At 70.9% G+C, this 24,376-nt stretch carries 13 protein-coding genes; 8 read left to right on the plus strand and 5 right to left on the minus strand.

Annotated features, from left to right (window positions below; all coding sequences use genetic code 11):
- Window positions 1-20 precede the first annotated feature (20 nt).
- The 4 genes from O7629_RS13715 to O7629_RS13730 all read left to right on the plus strand — a co-directional run bounded on the left by O7629_RS13715 (window position 21) and on the right by O7629_RS13730 (window position 10,039).
- Window positions 21-2,129 (plus strand): iron ABC transporter permease, encoded by a 2,109-nt coding sequence (locus O7629_RS13715; protein WP_278169572.1) that lies wholly within the window; start codon window positions 21-23, stop codon window positions 2,127-2,129.
- A gap of 598 nt (window positions 2,130-2,727) precedes the next feature.
- On the plus strand, window positions 2,728-4,701 hold the full coding sequence (locus O7629_RS13720; protein WP_278169573.1) for a family 16 glycoside hydrolase: 1,974 nt from the start codon (window positions 2,728-2,730) through the stop codon (window positions 4,699-4,701).
- A 70-nt stretch (window positions 4,702-4,771) separates the two neighbouring features.
- Window positions 4,772-6,001: a multicopper oxidase domain-containing protein gene (locus tag O7629_RS13725; protein ID WP_278169575.1), complete on the plus strand. Its 1,230-nt coding sequence runs from the start codon at window positions 4,772-4,774 to the stop codon at window positions 5,999-6,001.
- A gap of 57 nt (window positions 6,002-6,058) precedes the next feature.
- Window positions 6,059-10,039 carry a ThuA domain-containing protein gene (locus O7629_RS13730; protein WP_278169577.1) on the plus strand — a complete coding sequence of 1,327 codons (3,981 nt, stop codon included), beginning with the start codon at window positions 6,059-6,061 and terminating at the stop codon, window positions 10,037-10,039.
- Window positions 10,040-10,106: 67 nt separating this feature from the next.
- Here the strand turns inward: O7629_RS13730 and O7629_RS13735 are convergent, their stop codons facing one another.
- The 4 genes from O7629_RS13735 to O7629_RS13750 are packed head-to-tail and all read right to left on the minus strand — an operon-like array spanning window position 10,107 to window position 15,336.
- Entirely contained in the window at window positions 10,107-11,609 is a 1,503-nt protein-coding gene (locus tag O7629_RS13735) for a lipid II flippase MurJ (protein WP_278169579.1), read from the minus strand.
- Window positions 11,610-11,627: 18 nt separating this feature from the next.
- Complete coding sequence (locus tag O7629_RS13740) at window positions 11,628-12,668, minus strand: glycosyltransferase (RefSeq protein WP_278169580.1); 1,041 nt, start codon at window positions 12,666-12,668, stop codon at window positions 11,628-11,630.
- The gene (locus O7629_RS13745) at window positions 12,604-14,058 is read right to left on the minus strand and encodes an O-antigen ligase family protein (RefSeq protein ID WP_278169581.1); all 1,455 of its coding nucleotides are present in this window, start codon (window positions 14,056-14,058) and stop codon (window positions 12,604-12,606) included. Before O7629_RS13745 ends, O7629_RS13740 begins: the two co-directional genes overlap by 65 nt.
- A gap of 51 nt (window positions 14,059-14,109) precedes the next feature.
- Window positions 14,110-15,336 (minus strand): glycosyltransferase, encoded by a 1,227-nt coding sequence (locus O7629_RS13750; protein ID WP_278169582.1) that lies wholly within the window; start codon window positions 15,334-15,336, stop codon window positions 14,110-14,112.
- 100 nt (window positions 15,337-15,436) lie between these two features.
- Between O7629_RS13750 and O7629_RS13755 the strand changes: the two genes are divergently transcribed.
- Complete coding sequence (locus O7629_RS13755; protein WP_278169583.1) at window positions 15,437-16,573, plus strand: hypothetical protein; 1,137 nt, start codon at window positions 15,437-15,439, stop codon at window positions 16,571-16,573.
- Between the two features lie 191 nt (window positions 16,574-16,764).
- Window positions 16,765-19,221 (plus strand): M14 family metallopeptidase, encoded by a 2,457-nt coding sequence (locus O7629_RS13760; protein WP_278169585.1) that lies wholly within the window; start codon window positions 16,765-16,767, stop codon window positions 19,219-19,221.
- A gap of 19 nt (window positions 19,222-19,240) precedes the next feature.
- On the opposite strand, the gene O7629_RS13765 is transcribed toward O7629_RS13760, so the two are convergent.
- Window positions 19,241-19,450, minus strand: a complete 210-nt coding sequence (locus O7629_RS13765; RefSeq protein WP_278169587.1) for a hypothetical protein — start codon at window positions 19,448-19,450, stop codon at window positions 19,241-19,243.
- A gap of 143 nt (window positions 19,451-19,593) precedes the next feature.
- Between O7629_RS13765 and O7629_RS13770 the strand changes: the two genes are divergently transcribed.
- Together O7629_RS13770 and O7629_RS13775 are read left to right on the plus strand one after the other, a co-directional pair.
- Window positions 19,594-20,235 carry a M23 family metallopeptidase gene (locus O7629_RS13770; protein WP_278169588.1) on the plus strand — a complete coding sequence of 214 codons (642 nt, stop codon included), beginning with the start codon at window positions 19,594-19,596 and terminating at the stop codon, window positions 20,233-20,235.
- Window positions 20,236-20,366: 131 nt separating this feature from the next.
- The gene (locus O7629_RS13775) at window positions 20,367-24,176 is read left to right on the plus strand and encodes an endo-1,4-beta-xylanase (protein ID WP_278169590.1); all 3,810 of its coding nucleotides are present in this window, start codon (window positions 20,367-20,369) and stop codon (window positions 24,174-24,176) included.
- Window positions 24,177-24,376: the final 200 nt, after the last annotated feature.

Consider the following 24,376-nt stretch of genomic DNA (forward strand, 5'->3'; position numbering starts at 1 on the left):
TCGTGAACGACGGTCCACGGGTGCCCACGGGGATCCGTCCGACGCCGGGCGCCGTCGCCACCCGACCGGTTGCGGCGTCCGGTGTGGACCGCCGGGCCGTGGTCGGCGGGTTGGGCACCCTGCTGTCGCTCGGGGTGGCCCTGGTGGTCGCCGCCGGCTGGCACCTGACCCAGGGCACCTCGGGGGTGGGGCTCGCCGACCTGCTCGCGGCGGCGGGCGGCGGGGAGACGGGTGCCGACGAGGCGGTCCGGGAGATCCTGCTCGGCTCCCGGCTCCCACGGCTGGCGGCCGGGATCGCGGTCGGCTTCGCCCTCGGCGTCGCCGGCGCGCTGTTCCAGTCGCTGGCCCGCAACACACTCGCCTCACCGGACACCCTCGCGGTGACCGCGGGGGCGTACTTCGCCGTCAGTGCGGTCGCGGCGTTCGGCCTCGGTGTGCCGCTCTGGGCGTCGGGCGTCGTCGCCTTCGTCGGCGGGCTGCTGGCCGCCGGTCTCGTTCTGGGTCTCGCCGGCGGCGCGGGCAGCTCGACGACTCGTCTCGTCCTGGCCGGCTCCGTCGTCGCGATGGCGTTGCAGTCGGCCACGGCCGCGGTGCTGATCGGCTTCCAGCAGGAGACGACCGGGCTGTTCGCCTGGGGCAGCGGATCGCTGAGCCAGCTCGGGCTGACCGCCTTCGGGCAGGCCGCACCGGTCGTGGTCGGCGCCACGGCGGTGGCCGGGCTGCTGGCCCGCCGACTCGACCTGCTGGGTCTCGGTGACGACACGGCCGGGGCGCTGGGCGTACCGGTCCGGGCGACCCGGGCGGTCGGGACGGTGCTCGCGGTGCTGCTCACCGCGGCGGCGGTGACCCTGGCCGGCCCGATCGGGTTCGTCGGTCTCTGCGCGCCGGCGGTGACCCGGATGTCGGCACGGTTCGTACCGGCGCTGCACCGGCACGCCGTACTGGTGCCGGCGGCGGGTCTGGTCGGCGCGCTGACGGTCGTCCTGGCCGACGGGGTGATCCGCGCCCTGCTCGGCGCGGACCGGGCCGGCCAGGTGCCGACCGGGGTGGCCACCACCCTGGTCGGAGCGGTCCTGCTCATCGTGCTGGCCCGCCGGGTACGCGACTCCGGCCCGAGCCGGCAACCGCCGGGCAGCCGGATGGGGCCCCGGAGTCGCCGCCGGTACTGGACGGTCCTGGCGGTCGTCGGCGTGACCGCCGCCGGCGCCGGGCTGCTCGGCCTGCTCGCCGGCAACACCTGGCTGCTCACCGGCGACATCGCGCTCTGGCTGTCCGGTGAGGGACCGCCCGTCATCCGCTTCGCGCTGGACGAACGGGCACCACGGGTGGCGGCGGCGCTGGCCGCCGGGGGTGCCCTCGCGTTGTCCGGCTCCCTGGTCCAGGCGACCTGCCGCAATCCGCTCGCCGAGCCGGGAATCCTCGGCATCACCGGTGGTGCCGGGCTGGCCGCGGTGATCGTGGTGACCGGCGGCGTCGGCGGCAACGCGACGATGATCGCCGCCGCCACCGGCGGCGCGCTGGCCGCCTTCGGTCTGGTCTACTCCGTGGCCTGGCGAGGCGGGCTGCACACCGACCGGCTGGTCCTGATCGGGGTCGGGGTCTGGTACGCGGCGACCGCCCTGACGACCTATCTGCTGGTGCGGTCGAATCCGTGGGACACGCCGATGATCTACACGTGGCTGTCCGGCACGACGTACGGCCGCAGTTGGACCCAGGTCGTCCCGGTGGTGGTCGCCCTGCTGGTGGCGCTGCCGGTCGCCCTGGCCTCCCGCCGCGAGCTGGACCTGATCGCGATCGACGAGGACACGCCCCGGATCGTCGGTGTCGGTCTGGAACGGATCCGTCTCCTGGTGCTGGCGGTCGCCGCCGTGCTGGCCGCGTTGAGCGTGACCGCGATCGGTGTCGTCGGCTTCGTCGGACTGGTCGCGCCGCACGCCGCCCGGGCGCTCGTCGGCGGCCGGCACGCCCGGATCATCCCGGTCGCGGTGCTGCTCGGTGCGGTCCTGCTCGGACTGGCCGACACCGTGGGCCGTACCGTCGTCGCGCCGGCCCAGCTGCCGGCCGGCCTGGCGGTGGCGTTGATCGGTGCCCCGTACTTCGTCTACCTACTGGCCCGTTCCCGGGCCTGATCCCGGCGGCCCGGGAACGGGTTCGTCCACCACTGTGGTCACGGCTGGTCACCCACGGCGTTCCACACCTTCTGTCGACATTGGCAAAAGTCTGGGATGAACCACCGAAAGATGTAGACACCTCGATCCCAAGTCCGCTAGCCTCCAGATCACCGAGGCATTCGGTTAGGTAACCAAACAGTTTGGCTGCCTCGACCGGACGCCGTCGGGCGGGCACGGCACCCGCCCGACGGCGACAACCTCGCCGGGGCCGTGGCACCCCCCGGAAACACTGGACGCATCCGATCGGCGCGGCGGCGCGCGCCTCCACCTCCGTCGCCCTACTCACCCTGGCCCGCCAGGGCAGTCGTCACCTGTCGGACCCGCCCGGACGTTTCCCGTCACCCACCACCCGCACACCCGGTATCACCACGCACCCGCCTGGTATCACCACGCACCCGCCCGGCGTCGGCCGCCGAGCTCGGTTGCCGGTGAACCGTGACCGCCGCGCCCGTTCCCACTGGTGCAGCTACCACGCGCCCGGATCACCCCAACCTCTGACCGACCATGCGTCAACTCTGTCCGAAACAGACCGTTATGTGATGAAAGGTAGCCGGACATGGCAGTCAACCCTGACGATCGCGGCGGGCCCGTCCGCCCGAGCAGACCGCCGACCAGGCCGAGACGATCGCTGACCGCGCTGGCGGCCGTGCTCGCCATGGTCCTCACCAGTACCTTGGCCGCGGCTCCGGTCAACGCCCGCCCGACCCACGGCGGTCCACCGGAGTACCGGGCCGCCCAGGTGCTGACCTGGACCGCCGGCAACGACGTCACCGCGTACACCTCGGCACCGACCATCGCCGAGCCCGGACCGGCGACGCTGGTCTTCGAGAACAGCGCCGCGACCGGCAACACCAGCGGCATGCAGCACACGCTCACCTTCGAGACCGGGGACCCGACCTACAACCAGGACGTGAACGTCAACATCCTGGCCGACCCGTACGACGCCAACGGCGGCCTGTGGACGGTCGACGTGGTACTCACCTCGGGGACGTACCGGTACTTCTGCGCCATCCCCGGCCACGGCCTGATGAACGGGCTGCTGGTGGTCAGCGACGACAGCACCGAGGACACCACCGCGCCCCAGGTGACCGCGGCACTGTCCGGGCCGCGCGACGACGACGGGGCCTACCTCGGTGCCGCCACCGTCACCCTCACCGCCACCGACGACATGTCCGGTGTCGACACCATCGAACACTCCCTCGACGGCGGCGGGTTCAGCGAGTACACCGCACCGGTCACGGTCAACGAGCCGGGCCAGCACACGGTCGCCTACCGGGCGACCGACATCGCCGGCAACACCTCGGACCCGCAGTCGGTCACCTTCACCGTCGCCCCGCCACCGGACCCGGACACCACCGCACCCACGGTGACCGCGGCCGTGTCCGGCGCACAGAGCGCGGACGGCTCCTACCTCGACACCGCAACGGTCACCGTCACCGCCACCGACGACGACTCCGGGGTCGCCAGTGTCGAGTACTCCCTCGACAGCGGCGCCTACACCGACTACACCGCCCCGGTGACGGTGAACAGCCCGGGTACGCACACGGTCAGCTACCGCGCCACCGACGAAGCCGGCAACACCTCCGACCCCGGATCGGTCACCTTCACCGTGGTCGCCGGCGGCGGCGACCCGCAGTGCCCGGTGCTGGACACCCGCCCGACGGTCTGGCTGGGCACCCGCAACAGCGGGGTGACCAACCGGCAGGTGGGTCCGGGCTGCACCATCAACAACCTGATCGCCAGCGAACGGATCTGGCGTAACCACAACGAGTTCATGCAGCACGTCCGGGCGGTGGTGAAGAACCTGCGCGAACAGGGCGTGATCAGCCAGGCCGAACGGGTCACCCTGATCGACACGGCCAAGCTGTCCGCGGTCGGCAAGTCGGACGCCCACACCGGCTACCAGTCGATCCTCAACCGGTCGGGCGCGTCGTTCGATCAATGGGAACAGGTCGGTGCGGGCGGGTTCACCCGCAACGCCGACGGCTCGGTCACCAGCCGGCCGGTCGCCGGACTCGGCCTGCTCTGGTTCCCGATCCGCAGCTACGGCGACTTCTCGATGAAGCTGCAGTGGCGCGACGACGCACCGGGTGACGCCCGGGCCAACAGCGGCGTCTTCGTCCGGTTCCCCGCCGTGCACCAGCACCCGCAGGAACCCCGGCCGGAATGGGTGGCCATCAAGTACGGCCACGAGGTGCAGATCTTCGACAGCCCGGACGGCGACCGCTACAAGACCGGTTCGGTGTACGGGTTCGACGGCGTCGACGTCGACGCCGCCGGGGTCACCCCGAAGGGCACCTGGAACGACTACGAGATCCGGGTGGTCGGCCAGCACTACTCGATCTTCCGCAACGGGGAGCTGGTCAACGAGTTCGTCAACACCCCTGACCTGGTGTTCGACCCGCCCCGGGCCGACGACCCGGGCGGCGCCGGCCGGCAGCGTACCGAAGGCTACCTCGGCCTGCAGGTGCACGGCGCGGACGACATCGTCAGCTTCCGCAACGTCCGGATCGCCCCGCTGACGCCGTGAACGGACCGGGACCCCGACGGACACCCCACACCCGGCCGGCGATGACCGGCCCGACGGACAGGAACGGACGTTGAACGAGACGACACATCTGAGCACCGACCCGATCGACGAACCAGCCAGACCGGGTGGCCGGCGTGGCAACGGCGTGGGCCGGGCCCTGGTGGTCCTGGCGGTCCTGGCGGTCACCTTCGCCAGCGCCGGCACCGCGTACGCCGTCAACCAGCGCGCCACCGACCCGGTGGCCGCAGCCGCGCCGGCCGACGGCGTGGTGCCCGAGGGCTGCGTGGCACCGGACCGGGAGCTGCAGCTGTACGCCGTGGAGCTGCCCCGCGACCCGGTGACCAACCAGATCCGGCTGGGCTACGGCCTGACCCCGGAGACCGCCTCCTACCCGGGCCCGACGATGGAGATGATTGAAGGCGAGTGCCTGGCGATCACCCTGCACAACCAGGTGACCGCCGAGACGCTGGGGCAGCTGCGGACCGATCCGGAGCACCCGCTCGGCGTCTCGTTGCACGCGCACGGGGTGAAGTACACCCAGGACTCCGACGGAACCGTACACAGTGGCTCCTATGTCGGGCCGGGTGAGTCCCGGACCTACACCTGGTACGCGAAGCCGCGCAGCTCCCGGACCGGATCGCCGGGCACCGCCGGCTACTGGTGGTACCACGACCACGTGGTCGGTGGCCCGCACGGCACCCAGGGCATCGGCTCGGGCCTGTTCGGTGGCCTGGTGGTACGCCGGCAGGGCGACCCCCGGCCGGACCGGACCTACGTCACGGTCTTCGGCGACCGCCAGTCGATCAACCTGCGTCGCGGGGCCGCGACCGACGACTGCGACCTGGACAACCCGGTGCCCGGCCCGGCCTGCTTCGTCGCCAAGGTCGGCGAGCGGGTCGAGTTCATCGTGGTCGGCACCGGCGACGACATGCACACCTGGCACGTGCACGGCCACTCCTGGGCGGACACCCGCACCGGCGTGGTGGCTGGCGACAACAAGGCGATCGTCGACTCCATCCCGGTGATCGACAACAAGACCCTCGGTCCCGGCGATTCGTTCGGCGTGACCATCATCGCCGGCGACTCGGTCGGACCCGGCCACTGGATGCTGCACTGCCACATGCAGTTCCACTCCGACCTGGGCATGGCCACCACCCTGCACGTCCTCGACGAGAACGGACAGATGCCGCCCGGCGGTCACCAGCACCGTGCGGTGCTCGCCCAGTCGGGTGTCGACGTCGGCGGCGAGCCGGCCACCGACATCCAGGCCGGTGCCGGACACGACGGCCACCAGAACTGAACCGTCCCAGCCACCCCACCCCGGCGCATCCCGCGCCGGCCGCCCTAAGGAGCAGGAATGGCCGACAGACGCCATTTCAGATTCCCCCGACTGCGCCACCGATCAGCCGCCGCGGCCGCGGCCGTCACCCTGCTGGCCGGTCTGCTGACCGCGCCGGTCTCCCCCGCCCAGGCCGACCCCACGCCACCCACCTGGGGCAACCGGGTTGTCAACGTGCTGGTCTTCCACGGGCCCGAGGCCGAACAGAGCGACCCGGTCCGCCGGGCCACCAACGTCATCCGACGGCTCGGCAACGAGCACGGCTTCTACGTGCACTCGTCCGACGATCCGAGCGTGTTCAACCCCGACAACCTGGCCCGCTACCGCAGCGTGGTCTTCCTCTCCACCGCCGGTGTCACCCTCGACGACGCGCAGGAGGCGGCGTTCCAGGCGTACGTCAAGGGCGGCGGCGGCTTCGTCGGCGTGCACGACGCGGCGTACGCCCAACCCGGATCGGAATGGTTCACCGGCCTGCTCGGCACCCGGCCGGCACCGACCCTGCCACCGGCGGAGACGGTGGTCGAGGCGAGCGCCAGCGGCAACAACCCGCCGAACGAGACCGCCAGCCACGCGTTCGACCGCGCCACCGGCACCAAGTGGCTGACCCGCTCCCCGACCGGCTGGTTGGCCGGCGAGCTGGCCGAGCCGACCGTGGTCAACCGGTACGCGCTGACCTCGGCCAACGACTTCGCCGGCCGGGATCCCCGGGACTGGACGCTGCAGGGCTCCAACGACGGCGAGAACTGGACCGACCTGGACCGCCGGACCGGGCAGAGCTTCCCGCAGCGGTTCCTCACCCGGCAGTTCGCGTTCGACAACACCGAGGCGTACCGGCACTACCGGCTGGACATCACGGCGAACAGCGGCGAGCCGCTGACCCAGCTCGCCGAACTCTGGCTGATCGGCGCCGACGCCGGTGCGGCCCCGGAGACCCAGGTCCAGCAGGCGAAGGTCGACGTCACCGACCGGAACCACCCGGCGACCCGCGACCTGCCGGTGCACTGGACCCGCGACGACCAGTGGATCAGCTGGGATCCGAGCCCGGTGGGCCGGGTGCACGTCGTGGCCCAGGTCGACGAGACCAGCTACGACGCGGGGCTCAGCGGCAACGGTCCGTTCCACCCGGTCGCCTGGTGCCACGACTACGACGGTGGCCGGTCGTTCTACACCGGGATGGGCCGCACCGAGGCGAGCTGGGCCAAGGACCTGCGGTTCCGCGACCACATCCTCGGCGCGATCCGGTGGACCGCCGGCACGGTACGCGGTGACTGCCAGGCGACGATCGCCGCCAACTACCGGGTCGAGCGGCTCACCGGCGCCAACCAGCAGGGCGAGATGGACCAGATCGGTGAACCGCACGGCCTGACCATCGCGCCGGACGGCACGGTCTTCTACATCGGCCGCGCCGCCTGCGCCTCCGGGGCGATCCCCGACTGGTCCAACCCGGACATCGGCAAGGGCTGCGGCACCATCCACCAGTGGGATCCGCAGACCCGGGAGGTGAAGCTGCTCACCACGCTGGAGGTGATGGGCAACCGGGGCAGCGGCAGCGAGCTGGTCAAGAGCGAGGAGGGTCTGCTGGGCATGACCCTGGACCCGGCGTTCGCCGACAACGGCTGGTTCTACGTCTACTGGATGCCGCACGAGTCGATCGACCGGGAGAACCGGATCGGCCAGCGGACCGTGTCCCGGTTCACCTACGACCACGACACCGCCAGCATCGACCAGGCCACCCGTGAAGACCTGCTCAGCTGGGACACCCAGATCCACAGCTGCTGCCACGCCGGCGGCGGGATGACCTTCGACGACGCGGGCAACCTGTACGTCAGCACCGGTGACGCCAACTCGTCCGGTGGCTCCAGCGGCTACTCCGGCAACAACTGGACCCAGGAGTACGCCGGCACGTCGTTCCAGGACGCCCGGCGTACCGCCGGCAACACCAACAACCTCAACGGCAAGATCCTGCGGATCACGCCGGAGCCGGACGGCACGTACAGCATCCCGGACGGCAACCTGTTCACCGGTGACGAGGAAGGGGGCGGCAAGACCCGCCCGGAGATCTACGTGATGGGGGTACGCAACCCGTCGCGGATCGCCTGGGACCCGGTCAACGACTGGCTGACCGCCGCCTGGGTCGGCCCGGACGCCACCAACCCGGACCCGGAGCTGGGTCCGGCGAAGTACGAACACGCCACGATCATCACCTCCGCCGGCAACCAGGGCTGGCCGTACTGCATGGGTAACCGGCAGCCGTACCGGGACCGCAGCAACACCGACGCGTCGGTGCTGACCGGCTGGTACGACTGCGACAACCCGCGGAACACCTCGCCGCGCAACACCGGTCTGGTGGACCTGCCGCCGGTGCGCGACAACATGATCTGGTACTCGCCGCAGGGCGGCGGGCCGGTCTTCCCGACCCGCACCGACGGCAGCGGGCTGCCGACCTACGAGCCGGGCGAGGAGACCTTCACCCGGCCGTACCTGCGCGGCGGCGGCCAGGCCGTGATGAACGGCCCGACCTACCACCGCTCGCAGGTCGACACCGACAGCGGCGTGGCGTGGCCAGCGTACTGGGACGGCAAGTGGTTCATCGGCGACCAGTCCAACTCCGGCAACCGGGTGGCGGTCACCGTCGACCCGGCGGTGGTGCCCGACCAGGGTGCCCCCACCTACGCGGAGGACCTGCGGGCGATCATCCCCGGTGGTGGCGGCGGCTCCCAGCTGCAGTCCTGGATGGATGCCAAGTTCGGCCCGGACGGCGCGCTCTACCTGCTGGACTACGGCGGCGGCTTCTTCACCCTGCACGGCAACCAGAAGCTGATCCGGATCGTCTATGACGGCGGCGCGCCGACCCCGGGACCGGAGTACGCCTCGGCCCGGGTCCCGGACCCGAGCGACCCGCGTACGGTCACCTTCTCCAGCCACCGGGTGGGCGGGGTGGCCTGGGAGTGGACCTTCGGGGAGGGCAACCGGGTGTCGCACCTGCCGCACCCGACCCACACCTACCGCAAGCACGGGCGGTTCGAGGCGACGGTGAAGGTGACCTACGCCGACGGCGAGGTGGCCGAGCACACCGTCGTGGTCGACACCGGCTGCGACGCACCGGACGCCCGGGAGACGGTCTGGCTGCTGGACACCGACACCGGCGTACCGAATCACGACGCCGGTGCCGGGTGCACGGTCAACGATCTGATCGACGACGAGCGGCAGTGGCCGAACCAGGGCTCCTTCACCAGCCACCTCGACGAGGTGCTGGCGCAGCTCACCGACGCCGAGGTGCTCGACGAGCAGGAGGCGGCGACGTTGCGTACCGCCGGTGCCGACTCCCCCGTCGGCCGGACGGCCGGCTACCGGACGTTGTTCGACGGCACCAGTCATTCGCTGTCCGGCTGGCGGCAGGCCCCCGGCGGCACGTTCAAACTGCTACCGGACGGGTCGATCAGCAGCTCCGGCGGGCTGGGCATGCTCTGGTACGGCGAGGAGGAGTTCGCCGACTATTCGCTGCGGCTGCGGTTCAAGGACGTCTCGCCGGGTGACACCCGGGCCAACAGCGGGGTGTTCGTCCGGTTCCCGGATCCCCGGGTGCCCGTGGACGAGCGTCCGGAGGGCAGCTGCGGCACGGTCGGCTCCGCCCGCAGTTCCCAGGCCTGGGTGGCGATCTTCTGCGGCCACGAGATCCAGCTCTACGACGGGGCAAGCGGGGAGCCGCAGAAGACCGGGTCGATCTACAACTTCCAGCCCAACGACCTGGACCAGGCGCTGCCCGCGCCGAAGGGCGAGTGGAACGACTACGAGATCCGGGTGGTCGGGCAGCACTACACGATCATCCGGAACGGGGTGACGATCAGCGAGTTCGACAACGTGCCGGGCAAGCAGTCGTCCCGGGCCGGTGACCCGCCGACCGATCTGCGCCAGTTCGTCAGCGGATTCATCGGTCTGCAGAACCACGGTAACAGCGACGTGATGGAGTTCCGCGACGTACGACTGCGGACGCTCTGACCGGTGACGTGCCGGGCCCGGACGCATCGTCCGGGCCCGGCACGTCAGGTCGTCGGGGCCCGGCAGGTCAGGTCGTCCGGCCGCCGACCTTCGCCCAGAGTTCGGTGACGACGACCCGCCGCAACGACGGCACCAGCACCGTGTAGCCCGACCAGACCAGGCCGATCGCGGCGCACGAGGCGGCTGTGCGGAGCAGTCCGTCACCGGCCAGTGCCCGACCGACAACGGCCGCCACCGCCACCGCCGGGGCCAGCAGCGACAGCAGCCGGACCAGTTGGCGGAGCAGCTGCAGCGACAACGCCGAGCCGACCAGCATCACGAGGCTGGCGACCGTCGCGGCGACACCGATGGTGACCGGACCCCAGTAGCGCCACATGACCAGGTTGACCACGGCGGCGGCGCCGAACGCCAGCCCGTTGACCACCGCCACCCGCCGGTTTCGGCCCCGGGCGTTGAGCACCTTCACGAAGGTGTATCCGAGCACGTGCGCCCAGATGCCGAGGGAGAAGCCGAGCAGCATGACCGACGTCACGTCCACCGCCCGGTCGTCGAACGCACCGCGGGCATAGAGCAGCGAGGTGATGCCGCGGGCGTTCACCGTCAACGCCACGGACAGCGGGATCGTCACCAGCAGCACCGGGGCGATCAGCCGCTCCAGCCCCGCGACGACCTCGTCGCCGCGCATCCTGGCGAAGGCGGCGAGGCTGGCCAGGCCGAGCGGGGCGGCGATCAGCGCCATCAGCGAGTCAACGACGAACCGGGAGTACTCGGTGGCGGCGACCACCTCGATGCCGAGCAGCGAACCCACCGCCCGCTCGACGGCGATCGACCCCTGCAGCAGCACCGGAAGCAGCAGCAACGGGCGGAGCCGACGCCAGAACATGGTCAACGCCACCTCGTACTGCGCCCGCGACGTCGGCGGCAGCGACCCGTCACCGCCGTCGGCACGCAGATACCCCTTGTGCCGGACCCAGAACGCCCCCCAGAGGAAGAGCACCACGTACGGCACGGTGAAACCCCAGGCGAGCAGGACCACGTCGCCGGTGAGATAGGCGAGCAGCGTCGCGCCGATCAGGCCGACGCTCTGCACGCAGGCGCGCAGGTTGACCAGGCTGACGTCGTCGCAGGCCAGGGCAACCAGCGTGTACAGCGCATACTGCACGTAGAACGGCACCGAGAACGCCGCGATGGTCAGCATCGCAACGGCAAGCGTGGCGGCGGCGGCGTCGAGTCCCGGCCCGAGCAGTGCGATCCACAGCTCTCGCAGCAGCAGCAAGGCGACGACCAGCAGCATCGAAAGTCCACCCAGGATCGTCCGGACCGCACGGTAGAGCGCCAACGCCAGCGCCGGGCTGTCCTGCCGGTAGCGCACGTAGATCGGCAGGAATCCAGCGGACAGCGCGTCGGCGGTGAAGAAGTTGACCGGCACCATGGTCGCGGTCTGCGCGACCCGGTTCGCCCCCACCGCCCGGCCGGCGCCGAACAGCGCCGCCAGCAGCACCTCGCGGACGATGCCGAGGAGCTTCCCCGCTATCCCACCAAGTACGAGACGGAGAAAGGTGCTAGCCACGGCTCGTCGCCAGCCCGGTCACACCAGATCCCGGTAGAGTGACTCGAGCTTTGCGGTCTGTCTGCTCAGGTCGAAGCGGTCCTCGACGAGTGTCCGTCCACCGGTCCCGAGCCGCTGGCACAGGTCCGGATCACCGAGCAGCGCGACCAGACGCTCAGCGAGCGCGGCGGGATCGCGCTCCGGCACCAGGTAGCCGGTGACGCCGTCGACGACGGCCTCAGGGATGCCGCCGTGGCGGGTGCCGACGACGGGTCGACCGGTGGCGGCCGCTTCCAACAGCGCCATGCCGAGCCCTTCCTGGTCTCCGTTGGCCGCCGTCACGCTCGGCAGGCACAACACTCGAGACTGCGCCACCGTGGCCAGTACCTCGGCGTGTGGACGGACCCCGAGGAACCGCGCCGTCTCCGCTACGCCCAGTTCAGTGGCGAGCGCACCCAAGGGCCCACGCAACGGGCCGTCGCCGATGATGACGAGTTCTGCCGCCGGCACGGCTCGGCGCACGACGGCGAAGGCGCGCAGCAGGTCAGCGGTGCCCTTCTTCTCGACCAGCCGGGCGACATGCACGATCCGGGGTGTCTCCGGCAGCGGCACCGGGGTGACGACCTCGGTGTCCACCCCGATCGGAAGCATCAGGGTCCGCTCAGCCGGGTAGCCCCACTCGATCGCGCACCGCTGGATGTGCCCGGATACGCAGATGAACTTCACACCGGTGTCGAACAGTGAGTCCCGCCGGGCCACATAGTTGATCCAGGACGGCTTCCGCGATGCCAGGAGTTGCCTTTTGGTGACGGTCACGTCGAAACCGTGCAGTGTCGTCACCAGCGGCACTCCGAGCGTACGGGCCGTTTGGACACTGTAGACGCCCTCGACGCCGAAGTGTGCGTGCAGAATCCGCACGCCCCGGTCACTGATTTCCTTGACCATCCGGTCGGAGCGGCGGGTCAGCAGGTACGAAAACGTCGCCGCCCGGCCGTGGGTGGCGAGACTGACGACGTCAGCGCCGGCCGGCGCCCGCAGCGCCGGGTCCCGACCGACGAAGACCGGATGGTACGTGCGCATCGCCAGCGCCTGCGCCTGGATGAACGTCTCGGACGGTTGGAACAGCTGGTGGCGCACTATCCCGACGCTCGGCCTGCCGGACACGTCGGACCTCCTCGGGAAGCGGATGGACCAAAAAGCACAGGAGCAGGGCGATCACCGGGATCGTATGGATGTCGCCGAAGACGTCGGTGTTCTCCCCCATTGCCTGGATGCAGACCCAGGCGACGGCCGCACCGGTCCAGGCGACGAACATCGCGTTGCGCGGAGAGCCACCGGCCGCTGCGCGGGCGACGAGCCGGAACTCGGCGACGAGGAACCCGATCGTCGCGGCAAGACCCAGCAGGCCGGTGGACGCCCAGGCCGCCAGCAGGATGTTGTGCGGTGGGAAGGTGCCGTCGTAGATGTGGTTGCGGCGCGCGTAGTCGGCGAAGCCTTCGAACCAGCCACCCCAGCCGAGCCCAAGAAACGGACCGTCCCGGAACGCCTCCACGGCGTACCCCCAGATCTCGGTCCGCTGGCCGAACGCCGTGCGGACCGCGCCGAGGAAGCCGCCGCCATCACCGAGGGTGACCAGTAGCACCGCCGGCACCGCCGTGACACCCACCACGACCAGCAGAAGGCGGCGGGCCCGGACGGTCATCCGGGTCTGCCAGTGGTACGCGACGACCACGGCCAGCGGCAGCAGCACCGCGAGCACCCGGCACGCCTTGGAGCCGGTGAACCAGACCCCCAGGTAGCCGACGAGCCCGCAGATCAGCACGATCCGCTGCCGGGTGACCGACCAGATGGCGAACGCCGCCATCGCGCAGACGCCGAGGAACAGCCCGGCGACGTTGCCGTTGACGAACACGCCACCGGCCTTCGCCGGGTCAAGAACGTTGTTCCGGTTCACGTCGAACAGCCCGGCGACGGTGTTCTGCCCGGCGAAGTATCCCGCGATCCAGCGGAGGTAGGCGTCCTCCACATCGGGGAAGAGCTGAAAGACCGCGACCAGGCCGGACTGCGCGACGACGAACGGCCACAGCAGGTAGTGGGCCCGGTAGAGCAGCCACGGATCCTCCCGGGCCGCGTTGTCCATCAGCACCAGCGTGACCAGGAACTGCACCAGCAGCATGGTCGGCAGCCGCCCGTCCGCCGGCTCCGGTGACCAGGCGAACGCCGCCAACCGGGCCAGCAGCAGCACGAGCACGCTGTGCACCAGGGCGGTGCGCAACAGTCGGCTACCGGGGGTGCGGCACGCCCCGGCGGCGACGACCGGCGCCAGCGCCAGCGCGGCGACCGTCGACAACGGGATGTCGATCGTGCCGGCCGGCAGGAGATACAGCTGCGGTACCGCGAGCGCGAAGACGATCATGACGCCGGTCCGTTGCGGTACCTGCGCCGCAGCGGCCGTGATCCGGTTGCGCATTTTCGGGCCTCGATCGGGGGTCGGAGGAGTCGGAGGAGCCGGTGAATTCGGTCATCCGGCGGCGGTCCGCCGGGCGGTGAGCAGCGCGGCCAGCAGCTGACGCAGCAGCTGACCACGCTCGCCCCAGCCCTGCCGCCCGGCGCTGTCGATCCGTTCGGCGATCACCTCGTCGGTGACCGGGGTCAGCAACCGGCCCAGGTGTTCGGTGAATTCGTCGTCCCCGGCGGTGACGACGTGCGGGTTCGACGCCGCCACCCGGCGCACCGATGGCAGCGCGGTGCTGAGCACCGCGAGGCCGGACGACAGGTACTCGAAGCACTTCAACGGGCTGACGCCGACGGTGTACTCGTTCAGCGCGTACGGGACCAGGCCGACCGCGCAGCTGCCGGCCACCTCGGCGAGCTGCGACGGGGTGAGCAGGCCGACGTGGCGGGCACCGAGCCGTTCGAGCCGGCGCAGCTCGGCGGTGAAGCTGCCGCCACCAGCGGCGAGTGGGCCGGCCAGGATCAGCTCACCGCCCAACTCTCCGACGGCGGCGGCGACCCGCTCCAGCAGCGCGACGTCGAGCTTGGCGGTGGTGAGGTTGCCGGAAAAGATCACCGCCGGTCGACGCTCGACCGCCGGACGGCTGCCCCGCTGGAACACCGTGGTGTCCGCGACGTTCTCCAACAGCTCGATCCGGGAGAAACCGGACGACGCCAGGTGTTCGCGTACCGCGTCACTGGTCGCGATCGCCACCACGCCGGGCCGGGCGGCGAGGTCGCGCTCGCCGTTGGCCACGGCCACCGGGTCGACGCCGGGGAACCTGGCCAGCAGGTCGACACAGTGGTAGACGACCACGTCCGCCGCGTCCTCAAGCCCGTAGGTCACCGGGGCGAACGTCCACAGCACCCGGGGCCGGTCACCGGTGAGCCAGTCCGCCGTCGCCCGGCGCAGGACGGCCCGGTTCAGTCGTCGCGTCGGTGCCCGGTGCACCGGTACCACCAGCGGCGAGACGATCGTGGTGTTCGCCGGCCTCACTCTGGCCGGCTGGCGAGGTACCGGACCGGCCGACGCGCCGAAGGCCCGCCGGGCGCGGCCGACCATCCGGGCGATGTCGTCGGGGCGCAGCGTCGGTCGACGTAGACCGAGCGATTCCACGAAGGTGACCCGCGCACCGACCGCCAACTCCCGGGTGACGTAGTGCTGGTTGGTGGCGACGGCCGAATCCCATTCGGCCGTACCCAGGATCAGCACGCTGACCGCAGATTCTCTCGCACCGCCCGGTGTACTCAGCATCGTCCATCCCAACGAGTCCGCCGGGCAGAGGAATCGACAGTTGCCCGACCCACGGTCGGCCTTCGTCGCACCACGGCCCGCCGACTGCGACAATCGCGCCATGGGTGACAGCGATGAGAGCCTCGACCGCGCCTCGGCGAGCGCGGACTTCCTGGAGTGGAGCTTCTCGCTGAAAGGAGAGAGTTCCCCGTGGTCGGTGGAGCAGAGCATGACCCAGTTGCTCGCCCACGAGAGCGCCGAAGGGATCGGCCTGCCACTCGCCGACGCCGTACCGGCCGACGCCGCGGTCATTCACGAACTTGGCCGGCGGCGGACCCCGACCGCGGTCGCCGCGCTACGCGGTTTCCAGGCGATGAGCACCATCGACACCCAACGGGAACTCGCCCGGCTCAACGCCGACCGGCTCGTCGGGCACGGGCTGCCGGAACCGCCCTGGGCCGGCACCATCGGCCGGGTCGACGTCGACTGCTGCCGGTGGACGCACGACCCGTACGGCGAGACGGCGGTACTGCTCTGCGGCTTCTCCTACGGCGGCGCCGACGAACACGGCATCCTCACCGTGATCGACCAGGCGATCGGCGGTGGACGGATCCGGGAGATCCTGCTCGGCACCCGGGTCGACTCGCTACGGCAGCTGCTCGACCGGACCCACGGGGGCGAGGACGGTTTCGTGACCGAACCGCTCGATCCGGCGCTGGCCCGACGACTGCTCGAGGACGCCGTCGCCACGTCGGACGAGCTGATGGAGAACCCGGAATACAAGCTGCGGCCGATGCCCGACGCGTACCGGAAGATGCGGGCGTTGACGCTGGCCCGGGCCCGCGCGCTCAGTGACGTCGCGGCCCCGCCGGAGCCGTTTCCGACCACCGTGGAGATCGAGCTGCTGAAGCGGGCGTTCCTGGCTTCCGAGGCGGCTGCCGGGTTCCCGACCGACGGCACCGCCAGCCGCGCGGTCGACCTGCTCGTCGAGCAGTTCGTCGAGCAGGCCGCCTGCCATCCACTGCAGCTGGGTCCACGCCGGGTGCTCGCCGTACTCGGCCTGCCGGCGCTCGCCGCCGAAGCCGGTGCCGACCCGGTGGCCGGACCGGTCCTGCCCGACGTCGCCGCGGCCTGGGTCGGCTGGACCGCCACCGAGCGCGGGTTGAGCACCGACGCGCGCGAGCGACTCGCGCGTACGGCGGACCAGGCCTGTGCTCAGCTGCGGTCGGCGATCGCCGGTGGCGACCCGCCGGTCTGACCGCCGGTGCGCCCGCACCGGCGGGTCGTTGACAGAGCACACCGCCGCCATCCAGGATGATCAAATCCGTACTGGTCGATCACTCCTCGCCTACCCGTGGCGGTGCCGCACCGTGCGTCGTCGCGGATCGTTGCGGCCTCCGCCCTGCTCCCACCCGTCGATCAGCGGCACCGCGAGTGAAAGGTCCCCACATGGTCCCCACACCTGCATCCCAGTGGCGACGACAGCTCGCGGCGGCCGTGGCCGCCGCCGGTGCCGTCGTCCTGTTGGCCGGGCCGGCCACCGCCGGGCCGGCCACCGCGCCGTCCGCCGACCGTCCGCAGGTTACCGACCGTGCGCGGATCCAGGCCCCGCTCGAACGGCTGGCCGACGAGCAGGCCAGCGTCGTGGAGGTCGTCGTGACCGACCGCGACGAACTCGACGATCTCGTCGCCACCGGAGTCGACCTGGATCACCACGTGTCGCAGACCGCGGCCGGGATCGTCGTCCACGCCGTCGTCACCCCGACCGAGATCGACGGTCTGCGGGCCGGTGGTTTCCGGATCGGCCAACTGCTGCACGAACCGGCCGACACCCGGGCACGCGTCGCCGAGCGGGAGGCGACGATCGCCGACCACCGCGCCGACAATCAGACGTTCACCGCGCGGGTGCGGCAGGACGCCGCCGTTGCCGACATCAGGATCATCCGGGCCGACTACTACACCTCCGGCACCGACCAGGTGCTGTCGGTAGAAGCGAAGTGGGCCCAGGGACAGAGCTCACCGAGCACGTTGACCGTGTCCCGGGACAGTGGCCCGGGCACCGCCATGGGTTCCGGTGGCACGCAGGTCATCACGCGGTTCGTCGACGCCGGCGTCTACCTCTACCACCGGGGCGCGAGCACGGTCGGCGTCCGGCCAAACCGGATCCAGATCGTCAGCCCGACCGGCGACGTGGCGGTGGCCCAGGTCGAGCAGTGGCTGCCGGTCCCGGACGACTCCCCCGAGGGACCCGGGTACCAGAAGGACTTCGTCACCAGCTATCTCACCCCGACCGAGCTGTACGACCGGATCCAGCGGCTGGCCGACGAGTTTCCCCACCTCGCCGAGGTTGTCGAGCTGCCGTATCGGACCAACGGCTACCGACGCAAGGCGCAGGTCGTGCTGGGTGCCACCACGGCGAACCGGGTCGCCGTCGACTCCCACGCATGGGGCCACCGGGGCGGCAACGACATCACCGTGGAACTGGTCGACCCCGGTGCCGGCGACCGGCCCCTGTCGGTCACCGTCGACGGCAGCGCCATCCGGGTCGAGCTGGGCACCGACGGCGGTGGCGTGGTGGTCAGCACCGCCGCGCAGGTCGCCGCCGCGATCAACGCCTCGGCGGGCGACCTGGTCAGTGCCTACACCTACCGGGGCAGCGCCGGCGACGGCGTTGTCACCCCGGCCCCGGTGACCCCGTTGAGCGACAACCTGACCGCGCCGGCCACCGTCTCCCGCGACCCGCACCCGGTGTACGCGCTGCGGATCGGCAAGTACCGGGACGGCTCGCGCACCGGGGTGCTCGCCTACGCGCAGGAGCACGCCCGCGAATGGGTTCCCCCGCTGGTCGCCATCGAGACCGCCGAACGTCTGCTGCGCAACCACCGTACCGACGAGAACACCAAGCAACTGCTCCGTACGCTGGACATCTGGATCGCGCCGTCGATCAACCCCGACGGCGGCCACTACTCCTTCTACGATTACGGATTCCAGCGCCGCAACATGACGAACCACTGCGCCGCCGGTGGCGCGACCGACGCGCTGGCCCGCAACTCGTGGGGTGTGGACAACAACCGCAACTACACCGAGTACAGCCTCTTCGACGGGTACTCCGGCGCGTCGACCAGCTGCACCAGCGACGTGTACGCCGGCCCGAGCGAACTGTCCGAGCCGGAGAACAAGAACCTGGACTGGCTGGCCAGCCGGCCGAACATCAAGTTCTCGATGAACCTGCACTCGTCGGGGAACTACTTCATGTGGTCGCCGGGTTCGTACGTCACCCCGGGCCGGATCACCGCGCCACGGCCGACCCTGGCGCAGGAGTCGTTCTTCTGGGGCGCGTCGTCGCGGATCCTCACCGCGATCAAGCGGCACCGTAACCTGGCGGTGACCCCGGCCAGGACCGGCCCCATCTCCGACGTGCTCTACTCCGCCGCCGGCAACTCCGGGGACATGCTGTGGTACAGGTACGGCATCTACGCGTGGAACTTCGAAGTCGGCACCTCGTTCCAACCGGCCTGGGACGAGGCACACCAGCAGACCATGGAGTACGCCAACGGCCTCGTCGAGCTGATGCGGGTGGCCCGCGACCACGACAAGGACCGCAGACGGCCGACGAGTGCCTTGGTCACCTCGCCGGGGCCGGACGACACCCTGGTCGACGTCCGGTTCGAGGTCAGCGAACCGGCGGCGGTCTTCTACACGTTGGACGGTAGTCAGCCGACCTTCGGGTCGACGCTCTACGCCGCCGGCGGGGTACGGGAGGGCGGCGAGACCCTGACCGTGCCGTACGGGACGAAGGTCTTCTGGTTCTCGGTGGACGCCGCGGGCAACATCGAGAACAACTACCAGCCGGACACCGACGCCAAGAACTGGCGGCGTGGGTTCGCCATCGTATCCGACAGTTGACCTGCCCGGCCGGCGGCGGTCACCAGCGCTTGCGCCGGTAGTGCCCGTGGTAGCCGTGGTGGCCACTGCCGTAGTGACCGTAGTGGCCGCCCCGGTGCCGGCGGTTGAGCCGGTGGTCGACCTCACGGAGCAGGCTGTCGACGGGCGAGCCGTGCCCCCGCCGCCGGGCGTGCCGGCTCAGCTTCGACGCAAGCATCGACAGCAGGAAACGTTTGATGAAGCTGCTCATCGTAGGCTCCTCCAGCCCTGGGTCCCGACGCCCGCCACGGTAGCTCGTGGTGTCCAGGTCCAGCTGGGCGGAAGCTGACGGTCAGCTGGCAGTACGACGGCCCACCTCCCGGCATGGTGCCGACGTCTGCCATGCTCGCAAGGGTGACCACCGGGTTTCCTACCGGCCGCCGCCTTGGCCGACGTCGCGGCCGGACCCTGCGTACCCTGCTGATCCTCGTCGCCGTCGCGACGGTGCCGGCCGTCGTCGCGCTGGGTGTGGTCGTGGTGCCGTGGCTGCGGGAGCCGGGACCGCGGCCATTGTTCCAGCTCCCGGTCGCCTGTGGCGAGACCTGGCAGCTGGGCACCTACCCCGGCCACGACGACTACGACGTCGACCTGTTCCCGACCGAGGGCGACCCGTGGGGTCGACCGGTGCTCGCCTCCTCCGACGGCGTGGTCACCGTGGCCGGCGTCAACGGCTCGGTAGGCGGTCGGAACCCGCAGGATCCGGACGGCCCCCGGGGCCGTGGTGGCGGTTACTGGGTCAAGATCGACCATGGCGGTCGGTGGGAGACGCAGTACCTGCATCTGCTCGAACCGCCGATGGTCCGGGAGGGTCAGCGGGTGGCGCGCGGCGAACCGATCGGGCTGCTCGGCAGCACCGGCAACTCGGGCGCGCCACACCTGCACTACGAGCAACGGCGCGGCTGGCAGAAGGTGGAGACCTACTTCGACGGCCTGCCGTCGGGCATCACCCACGACGACTACGAGTACACCGTGCGGCTGACCAGCAACAACTGTTGACCCATGCCGCTCGGCAGGCCGGAGTCTCTCGACGTACCCGCTCCGCCCGGCTAACATTTCCGCCGTCTGGATCTGCTGGCGCGATTCACCAGGCACCGACCACACGTACGTACGTCCGTGCAGGAGCCTTCATGCGCCTCAGATACCACTCACCCCGTCCCCCTGCGCGACTGGCCGCCCTCGCCGCGGCCTGCGCGGCCGCGCTGGTGGCCACGATCGCGACCGCCCCGGCCGCGACGGCGGACACCACGGTGCTCGCCAACGACTTCGAATCCGGCTCGTACGCACCGTGGGGCCCTCGCGGTGACGTGACGCTGGCGATCGCCGAGGAAGGTCGGGACAGCGCGAGCAGTCTGTCGGTCACCGACCGTACCGCCGACTGGCAGGGCCCCGCGACCAGCGCGACCGACCTGTTCTCGCCCGGCGTCGCCTACTCGGTCACCGCCTGGGTGAAGCTGCCGGCCGGCACCGACGGCACGGCCGGCGTCCACTTCACCGTCGCCGCCACCCCGGCCGACGGCGGCGACGACACGTACACCTGGATCGGCGACGAGGCCGAGACCACCGCCGACAGCTGGGTGCGGATCGGCGGTGAGTACACCATGCCGGCGGGCCTGGCCTCGGCGACGTTGTACGTCGAAGCCGCCGGGACCACCCCCTTCCTGCTCGACGACGTTCTCGTCACCGGCCCCGACGAGACTCCCGGCGTGGTCACGGTGAGCGCGGTCGACTTCGAGGACGGCACCACCGGCACCTGGTCCGCCAGCGGTGGCCCCACCCTGACCGTCGTGGACACCGAGGACGGCCGGGCGCTGCGGGTCAGCGACCGTGTCGAAGGGTTCGACGGGCTGCAGAGCCCGACCGGAATCTTCACCGCCGGCGTCACCCACACCTTCTCGGCGCGCGTCCGGCTGGCCCCGGACGGGCCGGCGTCGTCCGGATTCCGGTTCGTCATGAAGCCGGACTACGACTGGATCGGCGACACCACGGTCACCGCCGACGACTGGACCACGGTGACCGGCGAGTTCACCGTGCCGGCCGACGCCGACCCGGCCACGTACCAGGTCTACCTGGAGGCCGCCGAGGCCACCGCCACGTACCTGGTCGACGACATCCTGATCACCGCGCCGGACACCGGGCCGGGCGGGCCGCCGCCGGGCACCGTCGTCATCGACAGCGACTTCGAGGACGGCCTCGACGGTTGGGGGCCGCGCGACGGTGGCCCGGGAGCACCGACCGTCGAGTTGACCGACGTCGCGCACGGCGGCGCGACGGCCGCGCTCGTCACCGACCGGGTCAACCAGGGCGCCGGAATCGGGCGGGACGTCACCACCGCGTTCGAGCCGGGCGTCGGCTACGAACTGTCCGGCTGGCTGCGGTTCGCGCAGGGTCAGCCGACCGACGCCATCTGGTTGAGCATCGCCGCCACCACCGCCGACGGCAGCGAGTCGTTCAGCACCCTCGCCCAGTTCGACACGGTCACCGACGACGGGTGGACCGAAGTGACCGCGAGCTTCACCGCGCCGACCTTCACCAGCGCGTTCCTCTACTTCGAGACCAGCTGGCAGGGCGCGGACGTCACCGGCAACACCAGCGACTTCCTGCTCGACGACGTCGTGGTGCGGGTGCCCGAGCCACCGGTCGTCGAGGACCTCACCGGGATCCACGAGACCACCGACTTCCCGGTCGGCGTCGCGATCGACAGCCGGGAGACCGTCGGGTCCGCCGCCGAGCTGCTGACCCGGCACTTCACCAACATCACGCCGGAGAACCACATGAAGCCGGAGGCGTGGTACGACGCGGACCGCAACTTCCGGCCGCACGAGCAGGCGATCGCGATGATGGACTTCGCACAGGCCAACGAGCTCGGCGTGTACGGGCACGTGCTGGTCTGGCACAGCCAGACCCCCGAGTGGATGTTCCAGGACGCCGACGGCGAGCCGTTGAGTTCGTCGGCCGCCGACCAGCAGGTGCTGCGCGACCGGCTGCGCGGGCACATCTTCGCGGTGGCCGAGTCGCTGAGCGACCGGTACGGCCGGTTCGGCTCCGACACCAACCCGCTGAACGCGTTCGACGTGGTCAACGAGGTGGTCAGCGACAGCGGCGAGTACGCCGACGGCCTGCGCCGCAGCGAATGGTACCGGATCCTCGGCGAGGAGTTCATCGACCTGTCGTTCCAGTACGCCGACGAGGCGTTCAACGACGTGTACGCGGTGGCCGACACCGATCCGGTCACCCTGTTCATCAACGACTACAACACCGAGCAGAGCGGCAAGCAGACGCGCTACCACGCGCTCGTCGAGCGGCTGCTCGACCGAGGCGTGCCGCTCGACGGGGTGGGGCACCAGTTTCACGTGTCGCTGTCGACACCGGTCGGCAGCCTCGAGACCACGCTGGAAAGGTTCGCCGGTCTGCCGGTGGTCCAGGCGGTCACCGAGCTCGACGTCACGATCGGGACCCCGGTGACCCAGGCCAACCTGATCGAGCAGGGCTACTTTCTGCGGGACGCGTTCCGGATCTTCCGGGCGTACACTGATGAACTGGCCGTCGTCACCGTGTGGGGGTTGACCGACGGTCGGTCGTGGCGCTCCGACAGCGGCGCCCCGCTGCTGTTCGACGACGGATATCAGGCCAAGCCGGCGTACTACGGCGCGGTCGACGCGGAGCTCCCGGCCCGGCTGCGCACCGCGAACGTCTTCGCCGGCGACGTCGCGTTGTCCGCCGGGGTCACCTCGGATCTCACCTGGCGCAAGCTGCCCCTGCACCCGGTGGAGGAGGCGGCGGGGTTCCAGCTGCGCTGGTCGACAGACCGGCTGACCGCGTACGTCTCGGTCACCGACCCCACCCCGTCGTCGGACGACCGGGTCGAGTTCGTGCTCGACGGCGAGACGTACCCGGTGGCCCGGGACGGATCGGGGGACGTACCGGCGGTGGCGACCGAAGGGGACGGCGGTTACGCCGTCGTCGCGCAGCTGCCGCTGACCGATCCGGCCGAAGGCGGCACCGTTTCCTTCGACGTACGGGTCACCGACGACGACACCACGACCGGCTGGGCCACGGCCGGCACCGTCGGCACCCTCACCCTGGTCGAGGAGCTGTCCTACCTGGAGGTGGTGCGGACGCCGAGCGCTCCGGTCATCGATGGTACGGTCGACGCGGGCTGGTCGCACGCGAACCAGGTCACCACCGCCAAGCAGGTGTCCGGCACCGACGGGGCGGTGGCCACCGTCCGAACCCTGTGGCAGGACCAGACGTTGTACGTGCTGGCCGAGGTGGCCGACCCGGTGGTCGACGTCACCGGCTCCGATCCGTGGACGCAGGACTCGGTGGAGATCTACGTCGACGCCGGCAACGCGAAGAACGGCCCCTACCGCTACGACGACACGCAGATCCGGATCAACGCCGACAACGTCGTCTCGTTCGGCACCGGTGACGAGGCGTTCCAGGCCGGGCGGCTGACCAGCGCGGCGGTGCGCACCGACACGGGCTACACCGTCGAGGCGGCGATCAGTCTGCTCGAGTACGGCGGTCTGGACACCTTCCACGGGCTGGACTTCCAGGTCAATGACGCCGCCGACGGTGCCCGTACGGCGATCCGCAACTGGGCCGAGCAGAACGGTGTCGGCTACCAGACGACCGCGCGGTGGGGGGTCGGCCGGCTGGTCGACGGCACCAATGTCGACGTGACGTTCGAGCCGATCACGCAGTGGGACTCGGACAGCGGTGGCGGGTACTGCACGGAGATCGTCGCGAGCAACGCCACCGATCAGCCGGTCGACTGGCGGGCGGTGGTCGAGCTGCCCGGCGACGTCTACACCGCGTGGAACTTCGAGCGGGAGTCGTTCGGCGACGGAACCTGGCGGATCACCGGCGTGGACTGGAACCGGACGTTGAAGCCGGGTGCCCGGACGTTCAGCGTCGGTTACTGCGCCACCTGGTGACCACCGCCCGGGGGTGCGCCGACGGCCGTCGGCGCACCCCCGGGCGCCACCGGGTCGCCCCGGGTCTGCGTCGGCGGGTGGGTTGCCGGGCCGGGGCATTGCCCGGTCGACCGGACCGGGCATACCATCAGGTCAACCAAGCACTTGCTTGGCGGGTTCTCGGGTTCCGCCCGGGCACCCGCCCGCCCGCCGATCCCCCG

The organism is Solwaraspora sp. WMMD792, from assembly GCF_029626105.1.
Classification (GTDB): Bacteria; Actinomycetota; Actinomycetes; order Mycobacteriales; family Micromonosporaceae; genus Micromonospora_E.

Bases quoted from the DNA above. Each gene is read 5' to 3' on its own strand.
- O7629_RS13730 (WP_278169577.1), top strand. From the start codon at position 6,059: ATGGCCGACAGACGCCATTTCAGATTCCCCCGACTGCGCCACCGATCA.
- O7629_RS13750 (WP_278169582.1), bottom strand. From the start codon at position 15,336: ATGCTGAGTACACCGGGCGGTGCGAGAGAATCTGCGGTCAGCGTGCTG.
- O7629_RS13765 (WP_278169587.1), bottom strand. From the start codon at position 19,450: ATGAGCAGCTTCATCAAACGTTTCCTGCTGTCGATGCTTGCGTCGAAG.
- O7629_RS13745 (WP_278169581.1), bottom strand. From the start codon at position 14,058: ATGCGCAACCGGATCACGGCCGCTGCGGCGCAGGTACCGCAACGGACC.
- O7629_RS13720 (WP_278169573.1), top strand. From the start codon at position 2,728: ATGGCAGTCAACCCTGACGATCGCGGCGGGCCCGTCCGCCCGAGCAGA.
- O7629_RS13760 (WP_278169585.1), top strand. From the start codon at position 16,765: ATGGTCCCCACACCTGCATCCCAGTGGCGACGACAGCTCGCGGCGGCC.
- O7629_RS13755 (WP_278169583.1), top strand. From the start codon at position 15,437: ATGGGTGACAGCGATGAGAGCCTCGACCGCGCCTCGGCGAGCGCGGAC.
- O7629_RS13775 (WP_278169590.1), top strand. From the start codon at position 20,367: ATGCGCCTCAGATACCACTCACCCCGTCCCCCTGCGCGACTGGCCGCC.
- O7629_RS13740 (WP_278169580.1), bottom strand. From the start codon at position 12,668: ATGCGCACGTACCATCCGGTCTTCGTCGGTCGGGACCCGGCGCTGCGG.